Source organism: Mucilaginibacter sp. UYCu711 (assembly GCF_050433825.1).
Taxonomy (GTDB): domain Bacteria; phylum Bacteroidota; class Bacteroidia; order Sphingobacteriales; family Sphingobacteriaceae; genus Mucilaginibacter.
Window position 1 is genome coordinate 38533 of the sequence record NZ_JBNPWM010000014.1, and the last position, 26046, is coordinate 64578.

11 protein-coding genes are annotated in these 26046 nt (G+C 42.9%); 5 read left to right on the forward strand and 6 right to left on the reverse strand.

Features of this window, described 5'->3' with window-relative positions:
• Positions 1-42: 42 nt before the first annotated feature.
• The 5 genes from ABIB50_RS24695 to ABIB50_RS24715 all read right to left on the reverse strand — a co-directional run bounded on the left by ABIB50_RS24695 (position 43) and on the right by ABIB50_RS24715 (position 14615).
• On the reverse strand, positions 43-2796 hold the full coding sequence (locus tag ABIB50_RS24695; protein WP_429384258.1) for a carboxypeptidase-like regulatory domain-containing protein: 2754 nt from the start codon (positions 2794-2796) through the stop codon (positions 43-45).
• An 11-nt stretch (positions 2797-2807) separates the two neighbouring features.
• Positions 2808-8483 (reverse strand): hypothetical protein, encoded by a 5676-nt coding sequence (locus ABIB50_RS24700; protein ID WP_429384261.1) that lies wholly within the window; start codon positions 8481-8483, stop codon positions 2808-2810.
• Between the two features lie 217 nt (positions 8484-8700).
• Positions 8701-9477, reverse strand: coding sequence for a DUF3823 domain-containing protein (locus ABIB50_RS24705; RefSeq protein WP_429384264.1), 777 nt, complete (start codon positions 9475-9477; stop codon positions 8701-8703).
• A gap of 10 nt (positions 9478-9487) precedes the next feature.
• On the reverse strand, positions 9488-11419 hold the full coding sequence (locus ABIB50_RS24710) for a RagB/SusD family nutrient uptake outer membrane protein (protein WP_429384266.1): 1932 nt from the start codon (positions 11417-11419) through the stop codon (positions 9488-9490).
• 10 nt (positions 11420-11429) lie between these two features.
• Positions 11430-14615, reverse strand: coding sequence for a SusC/RagA family TonB-linked outer membrane protein (locus ABIB50_RS24715; protein WP_429384269.1), 3186 nt, complete (start codon positions 14613-14615; stop codon positions 11430-11432).
• Between the two features lie 742 nt (positions 14616-15357).
• On the opposite strand from ABIB50_RS24715, the gene ABIB50_RS24720 reads away from it, so the two are divergent.
• Complete coding sequence (locus tag ABIB50_RS24720; protein ID WP_429384271.1) at positions 15358-16899, forward strand: sulfatase family protein; 1542 nt, start codon at positions 15358-15360, stop codon at positions 16897-16899.
• 21 nt (positions 16900-16920) lie between these two features.
• On the opposite strand, the gene ABIB50_RS24725 is transcribed toward ABIB50_RS24720, so the two are convergent.
• Positions 16921-17655, reverse strand: coding sequence for a GntR family transcriptional regulator (locus ABIB50_RS24725; RefSeq protein ID WP_429384273.1), 735 nt, complete (start codon positions 17653-17655; stop codon positions 16921-16923).
• A 325-nt stretch (positions 17656-17980) separates the two neighbouring features.
• Here ABIB50_RS24725 and ABIB50_RS24730 point away from each other — a divergent pair, with 325 nt between their 5' ends.
• From ABIB50_RS24730 to ABIB50_RS24745, 4 genes are read left to right on the forward strand one after another with little or no spacing between them, the layout of a single operon-like run.
• Positions 17981-19780 (forward strand): class I mannose-6-phosphate isomerase, encoded by a 1800-nt coding sequence (locus tag ABIB50_RS24730; protein WP_429384276.1) that lies wholly within the window; start codon positions 17981-17983, stop codon positions 19778-19780.
• Between the two features lie 12 nt (positions 19781-19792).
• Positions 19793-22123: a GH92 family glycosyl hydrolase gene (locus tag ABIB50_RS24735; protein WP_429384279.1), complete on the forward strand. Its 2331-nt coding sequence runs from the start codon at positions 19793-19795 to the stop codon at positions 22121-22123.
• Positions 22124-22166: 43 nt separating this feature from the next.
• Positions 22167-23570, forward strand: a complete 1404-nt coding sequence (locus tag ABIB50_RS24740; protein WP_429384282.1) for a sugar porter family MFS transporter — start codon at positions 22167-22169, stop codon at positions 23568-23570.
• 3 nt (positions 23571-23573) lie between these two features.
• Positions 23574-25928 (forward strand): GH92 family glycosyl hydrolase, encoded by a 2355-nt coding sequence (locus ABIB50_RS24745; protein ID WP_429384283.1) that lies wholly within the window; start codon positions 23574-23576, stop codon positions 25926-25928.
• Positions 25929-26046 lie beyond the last annotated feature (118 nt).

A 26046-nucleotide genomic window follows, 5' to 3' on the forward strand; every position in this document is an offset into this window, starting at 1 on the left:
TTGTAGGTTTGGTTTAATATTTAGTGGTTGGTTATAGATTGATTATTGAACTTTGTAGCGATAAACTTGCCGTGCCAATTGGCCATCGGCGTTAATACCTTCAATAGTAACCCGGTAAGTACCTGTCTGGTCGCTGTTAAAGTAACTTACTTTGGCTTGCCCTACAGATCGCGTTAGCACCCTTGGGTTCCAGTAAACCGTGCTTCGCAGATCAGCGGCCTGGGGTTGGTTCTTTGCATTATCATATTTAGGCGAATAGAACTCCTTGGTATAATCATAACCCTTAGGGGTATAGTACACAATAGACGGATCATCTGACATACGGAAGGCGCCGTTTTTTGTAAAGATGGACATGACAGGTTGTGGCTTGCCGCCGATCCTGTTTAAATTGCCTGCGCCTATCGCCATAGCTTCAATAGCAGCGCTTTCATGCACAAGGTAAATTTTATTAACGTTGGCAGTGCTGTCCAGGAAAAACGCCTGGTAATCGCAGGGGTCAAATATCAGCTGGCCATCAATTATCACTACATAATTCGCCCCGTAATTCCTGGGCCGCCATACCAGGCCGCAATCATCATTGGCCTCCTGTATAAACCTAACCCGGCTCTTAAACATCTCTTCCAAACATTCTCTTAAAGTAGCGCAAGGCATGCGGGCATCCGGCCTGAAAACTTCATCGGCCTGGTTCTCGGTAATGCCTGCGTTAAAGCCGCGTTTTTTTGCCGCGCGGATCTTAACCTCGCGTAGTTGCCGCTGGCTTGGTATGCCGTATTTTTCCAGCTCCATATCCTGCGTAAGGTTATTATCAACTGATGCTTTAACCAGGCTCAGCATATCAGCATTAACATCGCCGATGTTGGCGTTGGCTATGATATTTGGTTTCTTAATTTCATCGACCATGGTTTTTAAATGCTTGCCGTTATGGGCCGTGGTACCCTGGATGGTAAAATCGACACCATCGGTTATGATTAAATTACCAAATTTAAAACGGCCATCCGCATCTGTAACCGTATCGCGCGTAAAGCCCAGCTTGTTATTGATGAGGATGACCTTACCCCCCGCAATGGGTTTCTTGTTATAACCCATTAACGTGCCCGATATATCATTAACCAGCTTCTCGGGCTTATAAGCGTTTGCGGCGATTGGGTTGGTAATTACATCGTTCCAAACAAACCTGCGGTAGCCCTGGGTAAGCATTAAAATATCAAGGTTGGCCCGGGTTTCGTCATTGGGGTTATAGAAATAGTAGTTAGGTTTTTCTATATAGCCTTTAATATCAGCGCTTAAAAGTAATTGAGAGAAGATGCTGTTTTCGTTAGCCTCATCAGACGGTACAGCCGTCTCGCTCCTAACCGATACCGAAAAATTTCCACCCACAGGCTTTCCGTAACCATCCTTTGCATCAATATTAAGATCCACTTTCTCGCGGCGGTGATAAACCTGTTTGGCACTGGTTATTTTCAGGTCGATGTTGTCTTTATTTTCTATAAATGTTATCCGCTCATTCAACGGATCGCCGGCAGGAGAGAAGATGGTAAACTGCAAGATACCGGTGGGGATACCAGTGGTTGGGAAATATAATGATGTTGTAGGCTTATTTACCGGTACGTTTACCGAGAAGTAAACCTTGCCGCCAGACTGCCCAACTAAACTTAACGTACGCGTACCGCTTCTTAATGCAGCCGCACCGGCCTGTACCCGAACTGAAAGCGAATCTTTTTTAAGATGATTAACCGACAGCACATAGCCATCATCGGTAACAGCAGGAAGGTTTAAGGTATTTGTAACACCATCCGGGTAAGTAACTTTTGCCTGGTAAGTTTTACCAACCCCGGGTGTTAAATAAAAATAGCCCATGCCCAAATGCTTAGCCTCTATTTTGGCAACTTCCTGCCCGGTATTATCAACTATGCTGCCGCCAATGGCTACACCTAATCCGTTAGTACCCGTGGCTTTAAAGGCTACCTTGCTTTTTACCCCGTTAACCAGGTTGCCGCTTTCCGGGAAAAACTGCACATCAGTTTGCAGCGATGCTGTTTTAATAGGGAAGGTTTTAGCTATGGTTTCATCGCCGGCAAGGCTTATTTTGGTCATGAGGTATGATTTGCTCAAAAGGCCGGGTTTGGCGTTGGGCAGGTTCACGGTGATCTCGCCGGCGGCATTGGTTTTTGCCCCGCCAAAGGTTAGCACCTCATAGCCATCTTTAAGCTGGTAACGTACCTGCTTGTCGGCAAATGGCGTGCCCCGCTCATCGGTGTATTTTAACAGTGCGCGTATTTTGGTGTTGGTGCCCTCTTTAGCATAGATATAGTCTATTTTGGCAAATACGGTGTTTGAAATTGAATTGCCGATGATGAAGGTACGATCGTAAAAATACGCGGGGCCGGCATTGCGCATCCAGTTGGTATAAGCACGGATGCGGTAATTGCCTTCGCGGATCAGGCTGTCGCTTAAAACAAAATTGCCTACGGCCATGCCCGATGTTACGGGTAGTTTTAATTGTTTGGCGATGGAGTCACCCTCATTTATCAGGTCAACATACATTGCGCCGCTTATGGCCGATAGCTGGTGCTTGCTGCCGGTGGTTAAATAGGCCTTGAACCAAATGGTATCGCCCACCAAATAGTAGGGCTTATCGGTATGCAGGTATATTTTTTCCTGTGGATGCGTATCAAACCATTGCTGTAACGACGCAACTATTTTATCCAAGGGCTCGTCGGCTTTTGGAATAAAGGCTAAAAGCAGTAAAAGCGAAAAAAATACGCTAATGCCGGTATAGATCCTGTTTGATTTCATTGCCGCTGTATTTAATTTTTTATTTTAAAAGTGCCATCTCCAATAGCTCCTGTTACATCAACGCCTGCTATCTTAATTGTGTATTTATTGTTGATGTCCGAGGTATAAAAATACACCTTTGCTTTGCCATTTTGGTCGGTTATTATATTTGGTTCCCAATAAAGTGTAGCGCGGTAATCAAGCAATGTTGTGGCGCCTGGTGCCACATTATATTTGGGGCTGTAAAATTGCTGCGGATACATTACCGGCAATGGCCTGTAAGTTACGGTACTTGGTGCCTTGTTCTTAAACCAGCCGTTGCCATTTTTGGTAGTTATATCAATACTGGCAAAATCGGGTGTTTTGTTGGTTAAGACATTTGCTCTTGCTTCTAAATAACCTGCCTTGTAACCTACCTTATATATCCAGCCGCTATCCTGTTTAAGGCCCCATGGGTTTCCTTCGTCGTCTATCCATTTTCCAGCAAGTAATGTATCTTCTGATAAGGCTACAGCCTGGCCCGTAAAATGTGCATTTATCCAATAGCCCCGTGGCTGCAAATAATTAACCATGTTTTTTTCGCTGTAATATACCTCCATGCCCTTAAAGGTGGCTATCTGGTATTGACTCAGTTCATCTTGCAGTTCGTCAACAGTTGGGTTCGCGCCCATAAAAAGGTCCAACCCGCCGCCATCTATATGGATAACTACAATAGCATTGTTTAATTTAAGAGTTGGCATACGGTGTTCGTCAACTATTTTTAAGCCGGGCAATTTTTGCTTTAATAACTGATAAAGGTTTAACACGGCCGATTCTTTAATATCCTGCTCATCAAATGACAGATCGGCGTTACCGGCACCATTGCGATTAAATGAGTCTTTAATGATCTTTTTGCCTTTTATTTTTACCTCTTTTAATACAATGCCATTTAACTTGATGTTTTTTTCGTTGTTCCTTTCAGCAGTACGTTTTACATAATTTATTTGCGTGGTATCGGGATTTACATACCAGGGCAGGATGGGGTCGCGCAACGTCTCTGGAACGGCCGGGGCTTTAAATTTATCAATACTAACATTACCAAAAGTCATGTTTTTACCTTTAGCGTTTTTGGCTTGCAAGAAGAACGAGCCGCTATCAATAGTCGGCAGCTTTTTGAAAAGATACCTTCCATCCTCATCTGTATAAGTAGTGGTAGTAAACGTAGGTTTTTGCGATGAGATCAATACCGAGAACCCGGCTTTTACTGGTTTATTAAATAGGTCTGTAACCTTGCCGGTTATCTTAAAATCTTTTTCGGCCTCAAACTTTGGCGGCTTGGCGGCATTAAATACATCTTTCCACTCATAACCCGTCCATCCCTGGGTCAGCATCAGGTTATCCAAAGCCTGCCAGGCCTGTTTGTCGGTACGGTTGATGTAGTAACCCGGCGACTCGACATGTCCCCGCAGATCGGCGTTTAGGAGCAAATTTGCAGCTATGCTGTTATCGCCTAAACTATCCGCCTTAACCTGCGAGTCATCGGTAACTGCCATAGAGAAACTACCTTTAACCGGGCTGCCGCTTTTATCTTTTACTTCTATTTCAAGGCCCACACTATCTCTTTTTAAATAAGCTTTTTTATTAGGTATTACGTTTATTTTAAGCCCATCGTTATTGTCAATAAAAATTATACGCTCGTTAAGCGGTGTTTTGCCTTTAAATAATGTAAAGCGGGTAATGCCTGATGGGAACAGTTTTTTTGCTACCGCGATTTCGGTTTGATTTAGCTCAACCTTTTGCGAATAATAAACCACACCTCTTGATGTGCCAATTAAATAACAGGCGCTATCGGTAGCAAGTGTGTTCATCCCCGCCAGGTTTACTTTTATATTTTCATCCTGTTCGTTATTGATTAGATGCATAACCGTACCGGTGGCGCTTATTTTAGGAAGCTCAAAGCTTTTAGCAATCGGTTTGCTTATCCGTGTTATATAGGTTTCGCCGGCTTGCGGGGTAAATTCAAAGCTCCCCATACCGTTGTGTAGAGATGAGAATGAAACTATTTCATTCCCCTTACCATCAGTAATGCTGCCCAACACCGGCGTACCCCGCCCGTCCTCCGCAATGGCTTTAAAGCCCACAGTAGACTTTAGTCCGTTTACTAAACTGCCGCCCTCGGGCAAAAATTGTACGTCGATATTTTGGTTGCGGTTGATTGACAAAGGCACTTGTACTATCTTGTTATTATCTTCTTTTTCTAACGATGTAAGCTGCACCCTTATCCTGCGGCCATCGGCTTTGTCTTTTAAAGTATGGCTAAACTTGAGGCTTCCGTCAATGCCTGTTTGCAGTTCCTCTTTATATAGGTAATGCGTTTGATCGTAGATCTTTACCTCTACCTTTTTTATGGCAACAGGCGATCCCAACTTATCTGCCTTGTTCAATTTTAGCTCTACCTGCAACTGGTCCTTATCTGCGACGCGGCTAACTGTAGCTGCCGACTTAACCAGCCACGCATCTTCGGCGGGTATACCTAAATAAAACCGCTGACTAAAAACATAGTCCTCTCCAAAATTCTGCATCCAGTTGGTATAGGCGCGTAACGTATAGCCACCTTCTTTAAAAATAGCTTTAATTAAAGGGATCTGCCCCCAACCCAAGCCATCTTTAATAGGGATGCTGATACGGCGCACCATTTCTGAACTATCATTATCCAGCTCTACATATAACAGTCCACTCATACGCGAACCGGTAAGGTTAACCCGGTCAAGTAAATAGCTTTTAAACCATAAGGTGTCGCCAATATTGTAGTAAGGCTTATCAGTATGCAGGTATACTTTTTCAACAGGCAAACGGCGGTTAAAGCTATCCAACGGGGCGGTTATTTGCGCCAGGCTTTTGTCTGCAGCAGGCAAAGTAAAATTAGCAGCATCTGCCTGATCGCCGTTAACGGTATAGCGATATACCTGCCTGCCAAGCTCGCCGTCAGCGTTTATGCCCTCAACAATAACCTTATAGGTACCCGGCCCATCAGCATTAAAAAAGTTAAACGCTGTTTTACCATTTGCATCAGTTTTTAAATATGGGTTCCAGTAAACGGTGGTGCGCAAATCGGGCAGTTTATCCGCATTCCCCGGCCTGTCATACCGCGGCGAGTAGAACTCGCGTGCTTTGTTGAAGCCTTTGGGATTTATATTGACCAAGCCGGGATTGTAAAATTTCTTTAACATACCCCTGTTAGTATACAGCAATAAAGCAGGGCCTGTGCCCCACGCGTTTGAAAGCATTTTTACCAGTTCTACTTTTACCAGGTCGGTAGGCTGTAGTGATGTATTGTCAAAAACTCCGTTGGCTTCCAAAGGGTCTAATCTCCGTCCGTCTTCAATAATAGTTAACGGGGCACCACCAATAAAAGGATACATAGGCACTTCAGGTATTATTTCATTTGGATGATTAGGGTCCACCGGCTGGTAGGTTTTAAATATCACACCTCTTAATTCACCGGCTAAAAGTGTTGCTATTGTGGCCGCGTTTTCGGCATTTTTTATAATTATGGTCTGTTCAGCATGGCCTTCAGGTACTTTTAAATCCCCCTGGATGCTAACTACCGGTGGGGTAATTTTCCTGGCTCTTATCCTTACTTCTCTTAAGCGGTGCACCTTATCCAGCTGGCCGGTTTGTTCATATATATCGTCTTCTTTTTTACCGTTGTCTAAATAAGCTTTTAGCATACCAGATATGTTTGTACTTATATCAGCAATATTTTTGTTATGGCCTGTTTTAATTTTAGGGATGCTATCCAATATTATTTTAACCTTATCGCTGCCTTTTGCAGTACGCGCCTGTACAGCAAACTTTACGCTATCGGTTAAAAATATTCCGCCAAACTTAAAGCGGCCCTCCGCATCAGTAGTTTCGCCTTTCATTACGCCGGCTTTTAATGATACTAAGCTAACTTTTGCATCGGGCAATAATTTACCACCCAGGGTAGTTACTTTGCCTGATATGTTAAAGCCCAAGCCCTCAACCGGAAACGCCGGCTTTGCGTTTACAATACCCTCTAACTCCTTCCAGGTAAATCGGCGATAGCCCTGGGTAAGCATCAGGTTATCCAATGCCCGGTTTACCTCATCGTTATCATTGGTAAAGTAGTAATTGGGTTTTTCTATATACCCTTTCAGGTCAGACGTTAGCAGGACGTTGGAAAATATAGTACTTTCTGCGCTTTCATCCATAGGCACTTTACTTTCATCAACAACCGTTACCGAAAAATTGCCGGGGACACCCTTGCCTTTGCTATCCATCGCGTCAAGTTCAACCTGCACACGCTCTTTGCTTTTATAGGTGCCCCGGGCAGTTTTTAAGTTTAGTTGCATTTGGTCGTTGCTGCGGATAAATGCTATCCGTTCATTTAATGGTTCGCCGGTGGCATCAAATAAAGTAAACTGGGCAATCCCGGTAGGGAACGACTGCTTATTTAGCCAAACAGATGTTATCGCATTAGTGACCTTTACAGGTGATGAAAAGATAGTTTCGCCGCTGGAGTGGACAATAAAACTAACATTTTGCCCACGCACTACTGATGCCCTGATCCTAACCAGCACACTATCTTTATTAGGTTGATAAACGCTTAATACATAGCCCTCATCAATTGCTTTGGGCAGCGCTATGGTTTTAGTTGTGCCATCTGGAAAACTGATATTGGCGGTATAGGTTTTACCTGTTACCGGGCGTAAAATAAAACTGCCCATACCGGCGTGAAGCGTTACCAACGGGGCAACTTCTGTATTGGTTTCGTCAACTATTTTGCCGGTCACAGGTATGCCCAGGCCATCAACACCTACGGCTTTAAACGCTACGCGTGATGAAATGCCATTAACCAAATTGCCGCTCTCCGGGAAGAACTGTACATCGCTTTGCGCCGGGCTGGCCTTTATCGGGAAATCGCGGGTGATAGTTTGCTTATTGCTGCCATCAAGCGTGGTGTGGATATATGCCCCCGCCAGGTCGACCTGGCCATCATTTGCGATTTTTACGGGGATAGTGCCTTGCGCATCTGTTTTAGCTGTGCCGGTCCAAACTGTTTTTTTGTTGATGACGATCTGGTAGGTTATACTTTTGCCGGCAATAGGTTTGCCTTCATCGGTAGCGTAGTTTAACAGTGCTGTTAAAACGGGTTTGTTGTCGGCAATTTTATACTGATAATCGGCTTTGGTTGTAATATTATAAGTCACCAGGTTGCCCACCGTAAACGTATGGTCGAAAAAGTATTCCTCGCCGGCGTTGCGCATCCATTGGGTGTAGGCACGGATGCGGTAGCTGCCTTCTTTAAAATCATCGCCCAAAGTAAAATCCCCCATTACCATACCCGAGGTAATTGGTAATTTAAGCGACCGTATGATGGAATCTTTCTCGGTGACGAGCTCAACATACAACGCCCCGCTTAAAGCCGATAACTGGTGCCTGCTGCCAATGGTTACATAACCTTTGAACCAAATAGTATCGCCAAGCGCATAGTAGGGTTTATCGGTTTGTATATATACTTTTTCCTGTGGGATGGTGTCGGTCCATTTTTGTAAAACTGCTACAATCCTGACTAATGGGTCTGTATCGCGTGGTACAAAAGCAAACAGTAACAGTACTGTACCTATCAACAGGAGTTTGACAGGTACAGTACTGAAAATTTTTACGCGGGCATTAAGTACCTGCAAAAAATAGTTGACATTCATTGGGACAGGCTGTTAGGTAATTGGTAAGCTAATGTAAACAGAATAGCAAACCCCGCAATACCTGTCAATGACTTATAAGTCATTATTAAATTAAAAAAGAACTTATAAGTCCTTTTTTAATGACAAAACTTAGGGAGAGTATTGAAGAAATATAAAACAAAACAGCCTCCCGGGAAGGAAGGCTGTTTGTTAACAAGAAAAGAAACTGAACCAATAATTATTTTACTACAACCATTTTTACATTGCTAAAGTTGTATAGTTTTCCGCCGTAATCGGTTCGTGCAGCCAGGCGGATATACCAATCCTTTTTAGGTAGCACGCCCGAACTCAAAGATGTAGTAATGGTAATTGTAGTGCCAAGTAAAGCATTACCAGTTGTACCTGCGTAAGTAATGTGGGCGGCAAAACGGTTATCGTAGCTGGCAGCAACACTACCAACATAAGGGGTTGGCGATGTATACAACCACAAATCGGTAACGTTACCCTGGAATGCGGTTTTAGCGGTACCACGTGTTATTTTAGCCTGGGCGGTTATAGTACCATTGGCGTTTAATACAGGTTCTCCAACCCATTCCACTTCTAATAAAGGTTCTACTGTAAAATCAACAGTTGTTATTCCGCCTTTAACTTCAACATTTTTACTGTTATTAACCGGGGTAGCACCTGTTTGTATTAATGGCACAAAAGCACCTTCGGCAGATATATTGTAGGTTGCCGCAAATACTTTAGTATTAATATAGGTGCCATCAATTTTAGTAGCCAGGTAAAGCGGCGTGGGGTTAGAACTCCAGCTGGTTTCCAGCAATTTAATACGGGTGCCTGCGGAACCGCCGGCATCGCCTGATAGATCGCTTTGCATGGGTTGGCCGGTGTTAACGTCAATTATGCGTCCCTGAAGCGTTTGATCAGGCCCATCATAGTTATCAAATTTTTTGCATGAGCTGGCCGTAATAACTGCCAGACCTAATGCTATGCTATAAATTATACTTTTCATGGTCATTGATTTAATTACTAAGATTTGGAACTACGTTAGGACTTTTTGCGATAACAGCTGCCGGAATAGCTTCATAATACCACTTCGGATCAAAAGTATAAGTAGTGTTGCGTTCGTCGAAATGGTCATCGTAAAAAATTTGATTAGACTGCGCAATGTAAAAGCCCCACAAGGCGCGATAAATGGTGTTGTTTTGCTCTTTATCGAGTATGCGCCACCTTTTCAAATCCCACCAGGTTTTGTTCTCGAAAGCCAGCTCTTTCCTTCTTTCTTTACGAATTATGTCGATACCTGTTAAAGTGGCCAGCGTGGCAAGTGTAGCACCTGCACGTTCGCGGATCAGGTTAAGGTTAGTAAGAGCTGTGGTTTGATAAGTAGCACCCTGACCTGCCGTAAACAACTCATAAGCAGCTTCGGCCTGGTTAAGCAGTACTTCGGCATAACGCATTTCTATCCAGGCCTGGTCAGAACGGTTGGTAGCCAGATCTGCAGTTGGCTTGTTTGGATCAAGATATTTGCGAATGGTAAAACCTGAAATGGACCCCGGAGCGCCTGAAGCGGCGGTAAAATAACCACTCATGCCGCCGGGTTTCAGTTTAGAGCCGTTAGGAAGGGTATAATCAGCTGTGCTAAAGTCATTCGATTGTACAAGGTTGGTTGTAGGATACGCACCTTTAGCGCCTGCTGCGGTTAATCTATTGATGCCGCCTGTTGGGGAGCCGGTGTAAATGGCACGGCGAATATCAATTACCTGGTTCTTGAAAATATCGCCGGGAAACAATACAATAGCTTTCAGGCGGGGTTCGGCGTTAACAAACGGATCGCCCGCGTTGTTATAGGTGATATATTTACCACCGGCGTCAAGCGTTTGGAAAGTTCCATTCGTGTTTTTTGGCAGCCCTTCAAACATCTCCACAAAATCCAACGTAGGGTTTGTTTCTGCCGACTCAACACCATTCCACAATTGGCGCGGGATATTCTCAACGTCAAACCAATGCGACGCCTCCGGGTAGTGATACTGGCGAACAAAAATATTTTCGCTGCTTGCCGGGTCAATGAATATGGCTGCATAGTTAGTTGCTTGAGCAGCTTTATCAGTTGGCGACCAGCTTTGCTTGTATAACGAATATTTACCAATTACCAGTGCAGCTGCGTCATACGAAGCTTTATAGTAATCATTGGCTTTTGCAACCGGCATACCGCAAAGTTGTACACTGCCCGATGTTAGGGTAATAGTGTTGTATTTGGCGATAGAAGCGGCATGCAGCATTATACGTGATTTAAATGCCATAGCAGCCCATTTGGTTACCCGGCCTTTTTTAGTGCCTGAAATATCAGGCAACTTAGTAAAGGCATCGTCAAGATCTGTAGCTATGAAATCATAAATTGCCTGCTCTGATGCACGCGGCACTTTAAACTTGTCTATTTCAGTTACAATATCATCAATAGTTTCACCTGGTTTGGTCAATACTTTATCAACCAATGGCACACCGCCATAACGTTTAACTAATGCAAAATAAGTCATTGCACGGATAAACTTAGCTTCGCCTACCCAGCTATTAACCTGGGCTGTGTTGAAATTACTTGAGTATGATGGCAGGGTCTCCATAAAATAGTTACACTCGCGTATCAGCGCATATGCATCTGCCCAATAGTTAAAGGTTTCTGTTGGTTGGTTAACAGCATCGCGGCTTATTGCCTCACCTGTAATGGTGTACGGCGACGAACGCCAGAAAGATTTGAAACCGGCATTAGGTAGCCATTTAAAATCCTCTATAGGCAACTCGCTATAAATACGTGCGATATATGCCTCTACACCTGCGCTATTGCTAAAAACGTCGGCATCCTGCAGGATGTTGGGTGGCGGAACCTCAAGATTTTTCTTGCACGAAGTAACAGCGGTTACCAAAACAAGAATTAATAAGTATATTTTCCTTTTCATCTTCTTTTATTTAAAATTTTAAGTTCACACCAAATGATATTATCCTATCAACCGGATAAGCATAATCATACTGGGTAGTGGATGTTATGAATGTTGACGAACCGGATGGTTTTTCCGGATCGATGTATTTAAGACCGGTAATGGTGAATACGTTATAGCCATTAGCAAAAAGGCGGATACTCTTAATACCTGAACGTGAAAGCATCTTATTTGGGAGTGTATACCCAATCTCAAGACTTTTTAAGCGTAGATATGAAGCATTATGCATATTAGCCGATGTGTTTACAAAAGCCAATGTACCTGTATAGGCATAATATCCGGGGGTCCATACTGTATTGGGATCATAAGGATCGGCGGTAGGGTCGGTAGGGTGGTACCTGTCCAAAAACTGGGTAAGCGCGTTTCCATCAGCCCAAAGCGGTTCGTGTAATTGTTCTATATAAGTTGCGTAAACCATAGCCGCGCCCTGGAATTGAGCGCTTAAATCCACGCCTTTGTAAGCGGCTGCAAAGTTAAAACCGAATGACATTAATGGTAAGCCATATAGGCCTATCGGCTGGCTGTCATCAACACCTATCTGGCCGTCGCCATTGTAGTCCTGGTAGCGGTAATCGCCCACTACTGCTCCTTTGTTTACATAAATCGGGCTGTTCTCAATGGCCTTGTAGTTCTCAAACTGACCCGCAGACCCATAACCAAAGTAAGCATTATTATATCGGTTAGCACCGGTAAGTACGTTGCCCTGGTTGCTGGCTGTGCTCTTTTGTATCCAGTTTAGGTATGAGTTACCGGCACGGGCTGCAACCAATGTGCGGTTCATGGTACGGGTGTAACCAAAGGTACCGCCAATTTCATAATTGAAGCCGCCAATACGATTGCGGTGTGATACCGACAGATCAAAACCAAAGGTGCGGTCGCTGTTTAGGTTTTGTTGCGGAAGGCCTGCACCCACTACATCTGGTAACGATTGCAATAAGCTACCGGGAATACCGTCCCTGTCGCGTCTGAACCAGTCGAAAGTAACACCTAATAAACCACTCCATGCTTCAAAGTCAACACCTGCATCCAGCATTTTAGCTGTAAACCAGGTAAGGTTAGGGTTAGCTATACCACGGCTTTGTACGCCGTTATAGAATACACCATCGAACACAGAACCCGGAGGTTGGCCCGTATTTGAGCCACCTGCAGGGTATGTATATCCTGAAAGGAACTGGTAAGTTGATGTGTTTTCGTCGCCGGTTGCGCCATAGCTTGCGCGTAGTTTAAAGTTGGTGATGAAAGACAGTGCTTTTGTGTTTTTAAAGAATCCTTCTTCAGAAACGCGCCAGCCTAACTCGCCTTCAGGGAAGAAACCCCATTGTTTGTCCAAGCCAAAGCGTGACGAGCCGTCATATCTGAATAAAAACTGGGCAATGTATTTAGACTTGTAATCATAGTTTGCACGACCGACATACGAGGCGGTTTTATAAGTGTAAAAGTTTGCGGTACTGGTACTCATACTGGCTTGTGCATTTACACTGGTACCTGCAAAAAGATATTCTATCGGTACAGATAGTTCTCGTTGTGCATAAAAGTTGTCGCCGCTACGGTTATTTTCTTCATACAATAACAATCCCGAAACATTATGGCCTCCACTAAAACTGCGTGTATAGTTTAATGACAGTTGAGCAAGCGTAGCAGGATATTGATAGTTCTCTCTCCTGATAGTGCTTGGCGATTGCTGAATGCTGCCTACTACATAAGCGTCAGTTGCGGCATTATATGTATACAGGTTATAGGTTTTATTGTAAATCTGGTTATCATTTTGGGTAAGGTCATAGCTAAATAAACCTTTTACGTTTAGGCCTTTTACCCATGGAACTTCATAAGTAAGTGTAGCTGATGATTGAAACCATTTGTTATTAAAAATTTGATAACCACTAACACTTGCATCCGATTGTGCTACCGGGTGCAGTGGGTTTGCCACACTATAGTAATAGGCAGGGTTATTATTAGCATAAACCGGGTAAATAGGTCGCTGGAACCACATGCTTCGGAAAATCCAATAAGGTGCCTGCAGTGGTTGATTTTTCTTATCAAGTGTACCAGACAGGTTAAGGTCGAAAGTAAGGTCCTTCGAAATTTTCGTGCTCAGGTTAGAACGAAGATTATAGCGTTTATAATCCAGGTCATTGCTTTTTAATAGACCATCCTGGCTTAAATAGCCAACGCTAATGTAGTAGCTGCTGTTATCGCTACCACCGGTAGCGCTTAGGTTATGCTGCTGCTGCCCTGCGTTTTTCTTGGTAGTAGCGTCATACCAGTCGGTATTTACCTGGCTAAGCGTTGCTATTTGTGCGGCATTATAAGTGGGGTTACCTTTAAAACCAATACCTGTATTGTGAACCGCTTTTTCATTAACCAATGTCAGGTAATCAGGCGTGCCAACTCCCCTTGATAACCTTAAAGGTGTTTGCAGGCCATAGTTACCGGTATAATTTAAATCTACGGCTCCTTTTTTACCTTTTTTTGTAGTGATCAGGATAACACCGTTAGCGCCACGTACACCATAAATGGCTGCCGAAGCATCTTTAAGGACAGAAACACTTTCGATATCATTAGGGTCAACACGGGCAATATCAGGGCGGGGAATACCGTCTATTACAATAAGCGCACCACCCAAACCACGGATATCGTAGTTGTTGGCAAATGAGCCGGGCTCGGCTGTGTTTTGTACGTTCCGGAAACCGGCAATTTTACCCGAAAGGGCATTTAACAAATTCTCATTCTTGGTAGTAACAATTTCGCTTGCTTTTACTGTAGATGTAGCGCTTGTTAATGAGCCTTTCTTTTGTGTACCGTAACCTACCACCACTACTTCATTTAATGATGATGAAGTTGTAGCCAGCATTACGCTGATATTGGTGTTGGTGCCAACTACTTCCTCAACAGACTTGTAACCTACACCACTAAACACAAGTGTTTGACCAGTGTTTACAGTTAGCGTGTAATGGCCCTGCGCATCAGTTTGTGTGCCGTTGGTTGTGCCTTTAACCAAGACAGTTATGCCGGGTATAGTTTCGCCCTTTTCGTCCGTTACAGTACCTTGTACTTTAGCCGGGGTTTGCGCATAAACCGAAACAGACAGGCATATACCTGTTAATATTGTAATTGGTATTATTAAAGCGGGCCTAAAACGCAGGACAGACGTTGTCATAATTGACAGTACGCTTCTGCGCGAGGCCGCATAATACAAAAACAAGGAGCTATTGAGCTTCTGCCTTATTTTTGCGATGTGATTATTTGTAAAAAATCTCATAAAATTAATTCTAAAATCAGGTGTGTTAAATAGGATTGTTTGAATTGGTTTATACTGGAGGACAATTAGGTAGGGTGGTCCCGATGATTATCTGCCTTATAAAAGCAGGCCATCTCGATAATGAAGTAGCAGTTTCTCATATATTTTAATTTTGATTTAAAAACTTAGGGTCGGGCTAAAGGGCATCCACACTTCTTCATGATCTGCTGCCTGGTAATTTTATAGGCAACACACCATTACTCTCAATAATTCCCTGCGGGGCTCGGCAACTACTTAAAAACTTAGTCTCTTAGGTTATATGTTATAATGTACAAACATATAAAATATTTTACTATTCCAAATATTTTGAAATATTTTTTCTGAAGTGCGTCGACGATTAATAGTAACTTAATAAAATAGTATCAATAATATGTAGGATATGACATGTAAAATATCGTTTTATATAGCTATATGGAGGTTTTTTAATCATTTTGGACATTGCGTATTTGGCTGAGTTTTTAATGAAAAATATTAAACAGTGTTGTTAATTAAGACGCAAGTAACGACATTTAGTATAAATTCACTGTTAAAAAACAATTAATTAATGTACTAATGTATATACATGATTTTTTCCTATAATTGCTTAACCAAAAAACTAATTATGAAAGTAAGAACGTCAATGTTAGGCGCGGCTATGCTGTTTATTCATTTCGCAGCTATAGCTCAGCAAAAAAATGTGGTTACAGGTAAAAGGCCAAACGTTATTTTTATTTTGGCCGATGACCATGCAGTTAAAGCTATCAGCGCTTATCATTCAAAATTTATCCAGACACCTAATATTGACCGTATTGCACGCGAGGGTGCCTTAATGCAGGATGCCTACGTAACCAACTCGGTATGCAGCCCAAGCCGCGCGGTTATTTTAACCGGCAAGTATTCGCATATGAATGGCCTGAAAGATAACGGCACGTATTTTAACGGCGCCCAACAAACACTGCCTAAAATATTTAAGCAGAACGGTTATCAAACAGCCATTGTGGGTAAGTGGCACCTGTTTAGCCAGCCAACAGGGTTTGATTACTGGAACATACTGCCGGACCAGGGGAACTATTACAGCCCACATTTTTTTAAGATGGGTAAAGACACCGTTTATAAAGGCTACGTTACCGATATTATTACCGACATGGCTATAAACTGGATCGGCAAAAATAAAGATGCACCGTTCTTCTTAATGCTGCACCATAAAGCGCCGCATAGAAACGCTATGCCGCCCTTAAAATACCTGGATAAATTTAACAACATCAAATTCCCTATCCCTGGCAATTTTAATGATGACTATGCCGGCAGGCGGGCCTTGCAGCGACAAAGCATCACCATGAAGAACGACCTGGATATAAGGTATGATAGCAAGATACCTTGCGACACTTGCCCGGTTACTAAAATAAATGCCTGGGCACCCGGCGAATATCAGAAAGAACTATCGGGACTTACGCCCGAGCAAAGAGCTATCTGGGATAAGGCTTATCAGAAAAAATACGATGTATTTAAAACACTGCGTACCAAGGATGAGATAGCCCACTTTCAATACCAGCGTTTTTTGGAAGATTACCTGCGCTGCATTATGTCATTAGATGATAATATTGGCCGCGTGCTTAAATATTTGGATAAAACCGGTCTGGCTAAAAATACCATCGTGGTTTACATGTCCGACCAGGGATTTTACCTGGGCGAGCATGGTTTGTACGATAAGCGTTTTATGTATGAAGAATCGTTCCGTACACCAATGATGATCAGGTATCCGCAAGGTATCAAACCCGGTATTAAACTTAACCAGTTTATATTAAACCTTGATGTAGCGCCTACTTTGTTAGATTTGGCCAATATAAAAGTGCCTGCTGATATGCAGGGGCAGTCAATAAAGCCATTACTTAACAAGCAGGTAGTCAAAAACTGGCGTAACGAGATTTATTACCATTACTACGAAAAATCATTCAATCTAACGGCTCATTATGGCATACGCACCCGTGATTTTAAGCTGATGCATTTTTATGACCCTGTGGACGCATGGGAACTGTACGACCTGAAGAAAGATCCTTCAGAAATGGTGAACGTATATAATAAGCCGGAGTATCAGGCAACAATTGCCAACCTTAAGCTGCGTTTAACCGCACTGCAAAAAAAGTATAAAGACAAAATGAAGTAATTATAGAAAGCAGGAGAGGGGTTATTGCTCTCTTCTGCTTTCTGTAGTGTAAACAAAGCTATCGGCCCGGTAAAAACCCAGGTTAAACTCAATTGGGCGGTCGCCCTGGTCATATACAAAACGTTTCCTGAACAGGATTGGGCTGCCCGATTCTACCTCAAGCTTTGCAGCCAGTATTTTATCGGCAGGGCGGGCGCTTATCTCTTCCTTTGAAAGGTTGGCAACAACAGAGTGATCTTTCTCCAATATCTCATACAAAGGGCGTTTAAAATCTTCGTCGCCGGTTAGGCCCACCCGGGGGTGAAAGTAAGAAACAAAGTAAACAAAGGGCCCTTCGTTCCGTCCCCTCAGTCGCTCTAATTTTAATACCTTTTTATCGGTGCTTATTTCAAAAAAATTAGCCACCTGCTCCTCGGGATTTACCCAGCTAATATGCAGTTCGAAATTACGTACCGGGATACCGCGCGCCTGCATTTCCTGCGAAAAGCTTAGCCAGTTGTTTGATTTTGAACTTACCGATGCATTGGCAACTTTAGTGCCTACACCTTTTTTTCGGGTGAGCAAACCTTCATAAACCAGCTTGTTTAATGCCTGCCTTAATGTGGTTCGGGATATGGCCAGTTGTTTAGCCAAATCAACCTCGTTAGGCAAAAACTTGCCGTCGGCATATTGTGGGTCTTTAATAATAGTACGTAAAAGCTCTTCGGCTTGTAAGTGTAAGGGTATAGGGCTTTTGTGATTGATTGAAAACTTCATTAATTACAAATATTGTATTAGCTTTATTATCAATTATAAAAAATGTTAAGTGCAAGTAGTCAAATAAGGCGCTATAAAACCAGGCGCACTATCCTAACAAATTTATAAAAATTATTTTGTTTATTAGTTATATGTTTATATGTTTGTACATATAAACTGCTGGTAGAAATCTTTGCTATTAACACTGCCAATTGTAAATTTTTAAGGTGCAGTTTATGTTTTTGTATAAAACTTATCGTAAACATACGGCATTTATGTGCATATACATATGAGCTGACCTGCTAAAATAGTAGGTGTATACAACTAAGTATAATTATAATTTTCTATGAATATAAATCTAAACGTGTCAGATAACAATACAGAAGTAAAGTGGAGAGCGGGCCTGCAACCCCAATTGCCCGAAAAATTAAGAAATAATAAACCCGAGGCGTACGATATATTCCCACATCATTCTGTAGGACAAGGTAAAATTTTTAGCGGTTACGCATCACTTGCCAAATGGATAGCAGAACAAAAGTTTGTAGCTATTGATGGTTATGTAGGCGTTTTTTGGAATGAGGTTAAGCAAAGCCTTGAAGATGAGTTTGAAAAACTGAATTTATCTGTACGTTGGATTGAAACGGAGGATCGCCTTAAATCACCTGCGGAGATCCGGGAAATGGTAACTCCTTATATAGGTGAGCCTGGTGCTGTTTGGGGCACTAAAACTGATCTTACGCTTGGCCAATTTTATAATTTTGATGGAGAGGTAGAAGCCGATAATAGGCACGAGATCACAATTGTTATTGGTACTGCAGCGGCATTACTGGCCAAAGATGCACACCTGATTTACCTTGATCTGCCTAAAAACGAATTGCAGTTACGCATGCGTGCCGGCGTTGTTACCAATTTGGGTAACGATGCAAGGGAAAGCAATTCTGAAATGTACAAACGTTTCTATTTTATTGACTGGGTGGTTTTAAATGAGCACAAAAAAGCAATTGTAGATAAAATTGAAGTAATAGCCGATGCCCAATGGAAGGATAGTGTTAACTGGATGCCGGCAGATGTATTCAGAAATGCTTTAAACGAGTTGGGTAAAACTATCTTCCGTGTGCGTCCATGGTTTGAAGCCGGCGCATGGGGCGGCCATTGGATGAAAGAGCGGCTGGAAGGCTTGAATAAAGACGAGGTTAATTTAGCCTGGTCGTTTGAGCTGATAGTGCCGGAAAATGGGCTTGTTTTTGAAAGCGATAGTAATTTGCTGGAAGCATCGTTCGACTTTTTAATGTTTAAAGAGAAGGATGCCGTATTAGGTAAACATGCCGAAAAATTTGGTTATGATTTCCCTATCCGTTTTGACTTTTTAGATACCTGGGATGGCGGCAACCTATCTATACAATGCCACCCATCGCAACCCTATATTGAAAAAAACTTCGGCGAGCGTGTTATCACCCAGGATGAGACCTATTATATTTTAGATTGCCAGGACGATGCCACTGTTTATTTAGGTTTCCAGGAAGATATTGAACCAACTGCATTCAGAAAAGCATTGGAAGACAGCCGCGATAATGGCGAGGAGATAGAGATCACAAAATACGTACAATCGCATCACGCCAAAAAACACGACCTCTTTTTAATACCAAACGGCACAGTGCATAGCGCCGCTGCGGGTAATCTGGTATTAGAGATCAGTGCCACTCCTTACATATTTACCTTTAAGATGTACGATTGGTTAAGGCTTGACCTGAACGGCGAGCCGCGTGCCATCAATATCGATCATGCGTTTAACAACCTTAACTTCGACCGTAAAGGCAAAAAAGTTATTGATGAATTGATATCTAAACAAACATCAGTTAAAAAAGGGGATGACTGGGAAATTATCCATACACCTACCCATAAAGATCATTTTTATGATGTAGAACGGTTGGAGTTTGATTCGTCTATCACCGTACAAACCGAAGGCTCGGTACATGTATTAATGCTGGTTGAGGGAACATCAATTACAGTTACACCTGCTAATGGTACAGCAAGCACTTTTTATTACGCCGAAACATTTGTGATACCGGCAGCGGCAGGTTCATATACGCTTGTAAACACAGGTACAGTAAGGGCCAAAGTGGTAAAAGCATTTATTAAAGCATAAACATATATTATCATGATATCAATCATAAAAAAATCTTTGTTAACCCTGGCGTTGCTCTGCACAGCTTTATTGACAATAAATGCACAACAAAAACTTCCGGTAGATTATGCCGATCCGTTATTAGGAACTTCTGAATCGCGCTGGATGTTGAACCCGGGCGCAACTATGCCCTTCGGAATGGTTCAATTGGCGCCTGATAACCAGGAGGCTGTTTGGAAATCGGGCTACGAGTATTCTCTGAACAATATTGGAGGCTTTAGCCATATCCACTCGTGGACAATGGGCGGCCTGTCGGTAATGCCTACAGTAGGCGTGTTAAATGTCAAACGCGGCTCGGCAGATAACCCAACCACCGGCTGGACGACCGGTTACCGCTCACGCATCTACAAAGAAACAGAAAAAGCAAGCCCTGGCTACTACGGTGTTAAGCTGATGAATGGCGACATCACGACCGAATTAACCAGCACTACCCGTGCCGGAATGTTCAAGTTTACTTATCCAACAGATTTAGAGGCACATATCTTATTTAACCTTGATGTACCTTTCGAAAATACAGCCGAGATCTTAGATGCTAAATTTACTAAAGTAAGCGATACCGAGATTGAGGGCTACTCGCACCAAAAGTGGGGCTGGCAGGAATATACCGTACACTTTATTGCCCGTTTTGATAAGCCAATGAAAGGTTTTGGCGGCTGGGTAGGTAATAAAATATCCAAAGATATTAAAGAGTTATCAGGCAAAGGTAAAATGGGCGCTTACGCTGATTTTAAAACGGAAAAAGGCGAGGTTATACAACTGCAAACTGCCATATCACTGGTAAGTATAGACCAGGCCCGCTTGAACTTAAAAACAGAAATGGATCCGTTTAAATGGAGTTTTGCAGCGGTACACAATAATGCCCGCACAACCTGGAACAACCTGTTAAGTAAGATAAAAGTAGATGGCGGTACCGAAGAAAATAAAAAGAAATTTTACAGCAACCTATACCGCTCATACGTAGCGCGCACCACCTGGAGTGATGTTAACGGCAAATGGATTGATCCTAATGAAAAAGAAAGACAATCTGATCCTAATTCGCCGATCTTAGGTTCGGATGCATTTTGGAACACTTTCTGGAACCTTAACCAGCTTTGGACGCTGGTAAACCCTGATGTCGCCAGCAAATGGACCCGCTCATTCCTTGAAATTTACAAGGCCGGTGGCTGGTTGCCAAAAGGGCCTGCAGGCATAGAGTATTCGGGAATTATGGAAGCATCGCATGAAATCGCTTTAATTACCAGCACTTATCAAAAAGGTATACGCGATTTTGATGCTAACCTGGCTTTTGAAGCCATGATGCACCAGCAAACTACGCCGGGTGTAGTAACCCCTGAGGGAGGCTTTGCCGGCAATAAATATTATAAATCATACTTAGAGTTGGGTTATGTACCTAACGAAGAAGGACAGGTATCAAACTCGTTAGAGTATGCCTATGATGATTGGTGTGTGGGGCAGTTTGCCAAAGCTTTGGGCCATACTAAAGAGGCCGATATGTTTATGGAACGTGCCGATGCCTTTAAAAAGGTATGGGATCCATCAGTTAAATATATCCGCATGAAACATCGCGACGGTACCTGGGTAAAAGATTGGAGCCCGCTTTGCTGCACCGCATTTAATGGTCCCGGCTATTTAGAAGGTAATGCCTGGCAGTACAGCTTTTTTAAACCGCACGACGTACAAGGTATTATTAACCTGATGGGCAGGGACGAGTTTAATAACAGGCTTGATGAAGGTTTTGTTAAATCATCAAAATTTAGCTTTAATGCTGATGGTGACATGTATGACCTGGTGCCGGTTAACCACGGTAACCAACCAAATATGCAGGCCGCGTGGTTGTTTAACTACTCGGGCAAACCGTGGCTTACCCAAAAATGGACCCGCGAGATCATGACCAAATATTATGGCTCTACACCATACCATGGCTGGTTAGGCGATGAAGATGAAGGCCAGATGGGTGCTTGGTATGTAATGGCAGCAATGGGCCTGTTTGAAACTGATGGCGGCTCGTCAACCAAACCATTTTATGAAATTGGCAGCCCGTTATTCGCTAAAACAACCATCACCTTAGATAACCATTACTACAAAGGCAAAACCTTTACTATCGAAGCTAAAAATACTTCGGCAGTAAATAAATACATTCAGTCGGCCGCGTTTAACGGTAAACCGTTAACTAAGCCGTGGATCTATCATGAAGATGCGGTAAATGGCGGGCATTTAGTTTTGGTTATGGGGCCAAAACCAAATATGAAATGGGGAAGCAAACCAACGGATGCGCCACCGTCAATGTCGCCTATTGAAAAATAGAATTTGAGAAGAGAAGAACCAATTACCTGATAAACCAATAATTATGAAAGAAGGAAAAAGCATTAGCCTGAGTACTATTACCATTGTAGCTTCGCTTGGTGGTTTCTTGTTCGGGTTTGACATGGCTGTTATTTCGGGCGTATTGCCGCTTATTGAAAAACAGTTTGGATTAACAGCAGCGCAAGAGGGCTGGTTTGTATCATGTGCCCTGGTTGGCTGTATTATAGGCGTAGCTTTTTCAGGCGAGCTAAGCGACCGAATAGGCAGGAAAAAGCCATTGTTGTTAGCGGCAGTACTATTCTTGCTGTCGGCCCTGGGCTGCACCTTTGCACCTTCATTATCGTTAGTAATTGCTTCGCGATTGTTAGGTGGTATCGGCATTGGTATCGCATCTAACGTTGTGCCTTTATACATTTCAGAAATAGCCCCGGCCAAAATAAGGGGTAGCCTGGTAACTTATTACCAGTTTGCTATAACCTTTGGTATTTTGGTTGCCTACTTAACAAACGCTGGTTTAGTTAGCTACACTACAGGGGCGGCACAAACTTCACTATTTCATAATGAGATCTGGCGGTTAATGCTTGGTATAGGCGCTATACCAGCCTGCATGTTTTTAGCTGGTATATTCATTGTGCCCGAAAGCCCGCGATGGCTTATCCAAAACGGCAGAGAGCAGGAAGGCATCGCCATCAAAAAAAGAATAACCGGATTCGATAAAGAGGAAGTAGCCGAACAATCTGTTGTACACAGGCAGGGATCATACAGCGAGCTTTTTGCACCCGGCATGCGTAAAGCTTTATTGATAGGTATTTTGCTGCCATTATTCTCACAGTTCAGCGGTATTAATGCTATTATCTATTACGGGCCAAGCATTTTAAGTAATGCGGGCATCTCATTAAGTAATTCGCTAATAAGCCAGATCATTTTTGGTGCGGCAAATATGCTGTTTACATTAATAGCTATTTGGAAAGTAGATAGCTGGGGGCGTCGACCATTATATTTATGGGGTACTGCCGGCGCTGCTTTAACCTTGTTAGCTACCGGGCTATGCTTCTATTACGGTGCCACAGCCAGTATATGGTTATTGGTATGCGTATTAGCATTCCTGGCTTGTTTTGCTTTTTCAATTGGCCCACTAAAATTCGTGGTGGCGTCAGAGATATTCCCTAATGCTATCAGGGGGCGGGCTTTAGCCATCAGCATTATGGTAATGTGGATAGCTGACACTATTGTAGGCCAGCTGACACCAATACTGTTAAAAGAAATTGGAAGCGCAGGGACTTTTTGGTTCTTCTCATTCTTCTGTGTGGTAGCATTTATCGTTGTATATAAATTGCTCCCGGAAACAAAAGGGCAGTCGTTAGAGCATATAGAAAATTACTGGAAAGAAAAAGGTGTTGATGCTGCAGAGCGTCAGCAGGATGATCAACATATACCTATACATTAAAATATGTTAAAGAGAATTATATGCCCGGTTAAGTGGGCGAGTTTTGCTTTGTTTGCTGCTGTTCTATCTACAAATACCTATGCTCAGCAAACAGATTTGACCAAATATGTCGATCCGCTTATTGGAACGGCGCATTCGCGTTGGTTTTTCTTCACGCCGGGCGCTGCGCCCTTTGGCATGGCAAAACCAGGACCCTCAACAAATGCCCATAACGGCAATGCGCATGGTTGGGATGCTGTGGGATATGATTACCGCGACCATTCTATTGAAGGGTTTGCTAATTTTCATGAGTTCCAGGTAGGGGGTGTGGTGTTTGCGCCAATTACCGGTAAGCTTCAAACCGTCCCTGGGAAACTAACTGAACCCGAAAATGGCTATCGTTCTGAATTTGACAGGAAGGATGAAAAAGCGACAGCAGGGTACTATTCGGTATTGTTAAAAGAATATAATATAAAAGCCGAGCTTACCGCTACCAAGCGTGTAGCCTATCATCGTTATACTTTTCCAGCCAGTAATGAGTCGCATATTTTATTTGACATAGGAAATAAAGCGGGCGAAAGCGGTGAGGTTAAAGATGCCAAAGTATATATGACGGCTGATGGCAGGATAGAAGGGTATGTAATTACCCGGCCGGTTTACGTACTTAAATACCAACCTGGAGCACAGGTTGAAATGTATTTCTCGGCAGTGGTTGATAAAAAGCCAACCAGCTATGGTACGTTTCATGGCGAACAAACAGCTTCAGGACAAAAAGAAGCAAGCGGTAAAGGAGCAGGCTTGTACCTAAGTTTTAATACCAAAGCTGGGGAAAGTATAACTATAAAAGCAGGCTTATCTTATACATCAATAGCAAACGCACGCTTAAACCTGCAGACAGAGGCAACCGGTTTAACTTTTGATGCGGTTAAGAAGAAAACTTACACAGAGTGGAACGATTACCTGCACCGTATAGAAGTTGAATCGCCGATTAAAGAAGATAAAGTTAAGTTTTACACTGGTTTATACCATGCTCTTGCTGGTCGCGGACTGGCAAGTGATGTAAATGGCGCTTATCCAAAAAATGACGGCACCGTAGGCCACATCACGTTGGGTAAAGATGGCAAGCCAATCCATAATCATTATAATACCGATGCTATCTGGGGCGCTTTCTGGAACCTGACACAGCTTTGGGCAATTGCCTATCCTGAATATTATTCTGAGTACGTTAAGAGCCAGCTTTTAATCTATAAAGACTCTGGCTGGCTGGCTGATGGTATTGCCAACAGTAAGTATGTATCGGGTGTAGGGACAAACTTTGTGAGCTTAATTATTGCAAGCGCTTATAATGTAGGCATACGTGATTTTGATATTAAAACCGGATATGCTGCAGCATTAAAAAATGAGACTGATGATAACAATCGTCCGCATGGAGCAGGCAAGATGGATGTAGACAGGTTTGTGAAATATGGCTACGTAAATCACCTGGATAGCGGCAAGGGTAGTGGCGAGTTGTGGCAGTATTCGGCTTCGCATACTTTGGAGTATTCGTTTAGCTCGTATGCTGTAGCACAAATGGCGAAACAGTTGGGCAAACAGGCCGATTATAAAGAGTTGATGCGCCTCTCAAAAGGTTGGGAAAGTATATTCGATCCTAAGCTAAAATTGATGCATCCAAAAACTGCTGATGGCCAGTTTATAAGCAATTTTAAACCATCGCAGGCATGGCGCGGTTTTCAGGAAGGTAATGCCATACAATATACTTACTATGTGCCACATGACCCGGTTGGACTAATATCAAAGATTGGTAAGGATAGTTTTAATGCTCGATTGGACAGTATATTCATGCTATCGCAAAAACAAGCATTTGGCGGCGGCACCAAGATCGACGCTTTCTCGGGCCTTGAAGGGCTTTATAACCAGGGTAATCAACCTAACCTGCATATTTCATGGCTGTTTAACTATTCGGGTAAACCATCCTTAACCCAAAAGTGGGTACGTACTATCTGTAACGAGTTTTATGGTACAGAAGGTGTTCATGGCTATGGATATGGGCAGGACGAAGATCAGGGGCAATTAGGCGCGTGGTATGTAATATCAAGCATGGGTTTATTTGACGTTAAAGGATTGACAGATATAAAACCAACACTTGGTTTAGGCAGCCCGTTGTTTAATAAGATCACTATTAAACTCAATAAAAAATATTATACGGGCAATCAATTTGTTATCGAGGCTAAGAATAACTCGCAAGCTAATAGGTATGTCAAAAGCTTTACGCTCAATAATAGGAAGCTGCATACGCCTTTCATAACATTTGCCGACTTGGTAAAAGGCGGCAAACTTACACTTAATATGAGTGCACAGCCGACAGACAAATATTAATAAAATAAAAACAATGCCTCCTAAACGGCAGTCCTGCCATATAATTGGTAAAGAGCACGGAAGTGCTCTTTTTTGTTAGTGATATTCACAGTTTAGGGAATTATATTGTTTGATTGTT

Coding starts and splice junctions, on each gene's coding strand:
- ABIB50_RS24695 (WP_429384258.1), bottom strand. CDS start 2,796: ATGAAATCAAACAGGATCTATACCGGCATTAGCGTATTTTTTTCGCTT.
- ABIB50_RS24700 (WP_429384261.1), bottom strand. CDS start 8,483: ATGAATGTCAACTATTTTTTGCAGGTACTTAATGCCCGCGTAAAAATT.
- ABIB50_RS24705 (WP_429384264.1), bottom strand. CDS start 9,477: ATGAAAAGTATAATTTATAGCATAGCATTAGGTCTGGCAGTTATTACG.
- ABIB50_RS24710 (WP_429384266.1), bottom strand. CDS start 11,419: ATGAAAAGGAAAATATACTTATTAATTCTTGTTTTGGTAACCGCTGTT.
- ABIB50_RS24715 (WP_429384269.1), bottom strand. CDS start 14,615: ATGACAACGTCTGTCCTGCGTTTTAGGCCCGCTTTAATAATACCAATT.
- ABIB50_RS24720 (WP_429384271.1), top strand. CDS start 15,358: ATGAAAGTAAGAACGTCAATGTTAGGCGCGGCTATGCTGTTTATTCAT.
- ABIB50_RS24725 (WP_429384273.1), bottom strand. CDS start 17,655: ATGAAGTTTTCAATCAATCACAAAAGCCCTATACCCTTACACTTACAA.
- ABIB50_RS24730 (WP_429384276.1), top strand. CDS start 17,981: ATGAATATAAATCTAAACGTGTCAGATAACAATACAGAAGTAAAGTGG.
- ABIB50_RS24735 (WP_429384279.1), top strand. CDS start 19,793: ATGATATCAATCATAAAAAAATCTTTGTTAACCCTGGCGTTGCTCTGC.
- ABIB50_RS24740 (WP_429384282.1), top strand. CDS start 22,167: ATGAAAGAAGGAAAAAGCATTAGCCTGAGTACTATTACCATTGTAGCT.
- ABIB50_RS24745 (WP_429384283.1), top strand. CDS start 23,574: ATGTTAAAGAGAATTATATGCCCGGTTAAGTGGGCGAGTTTTGCTTTG.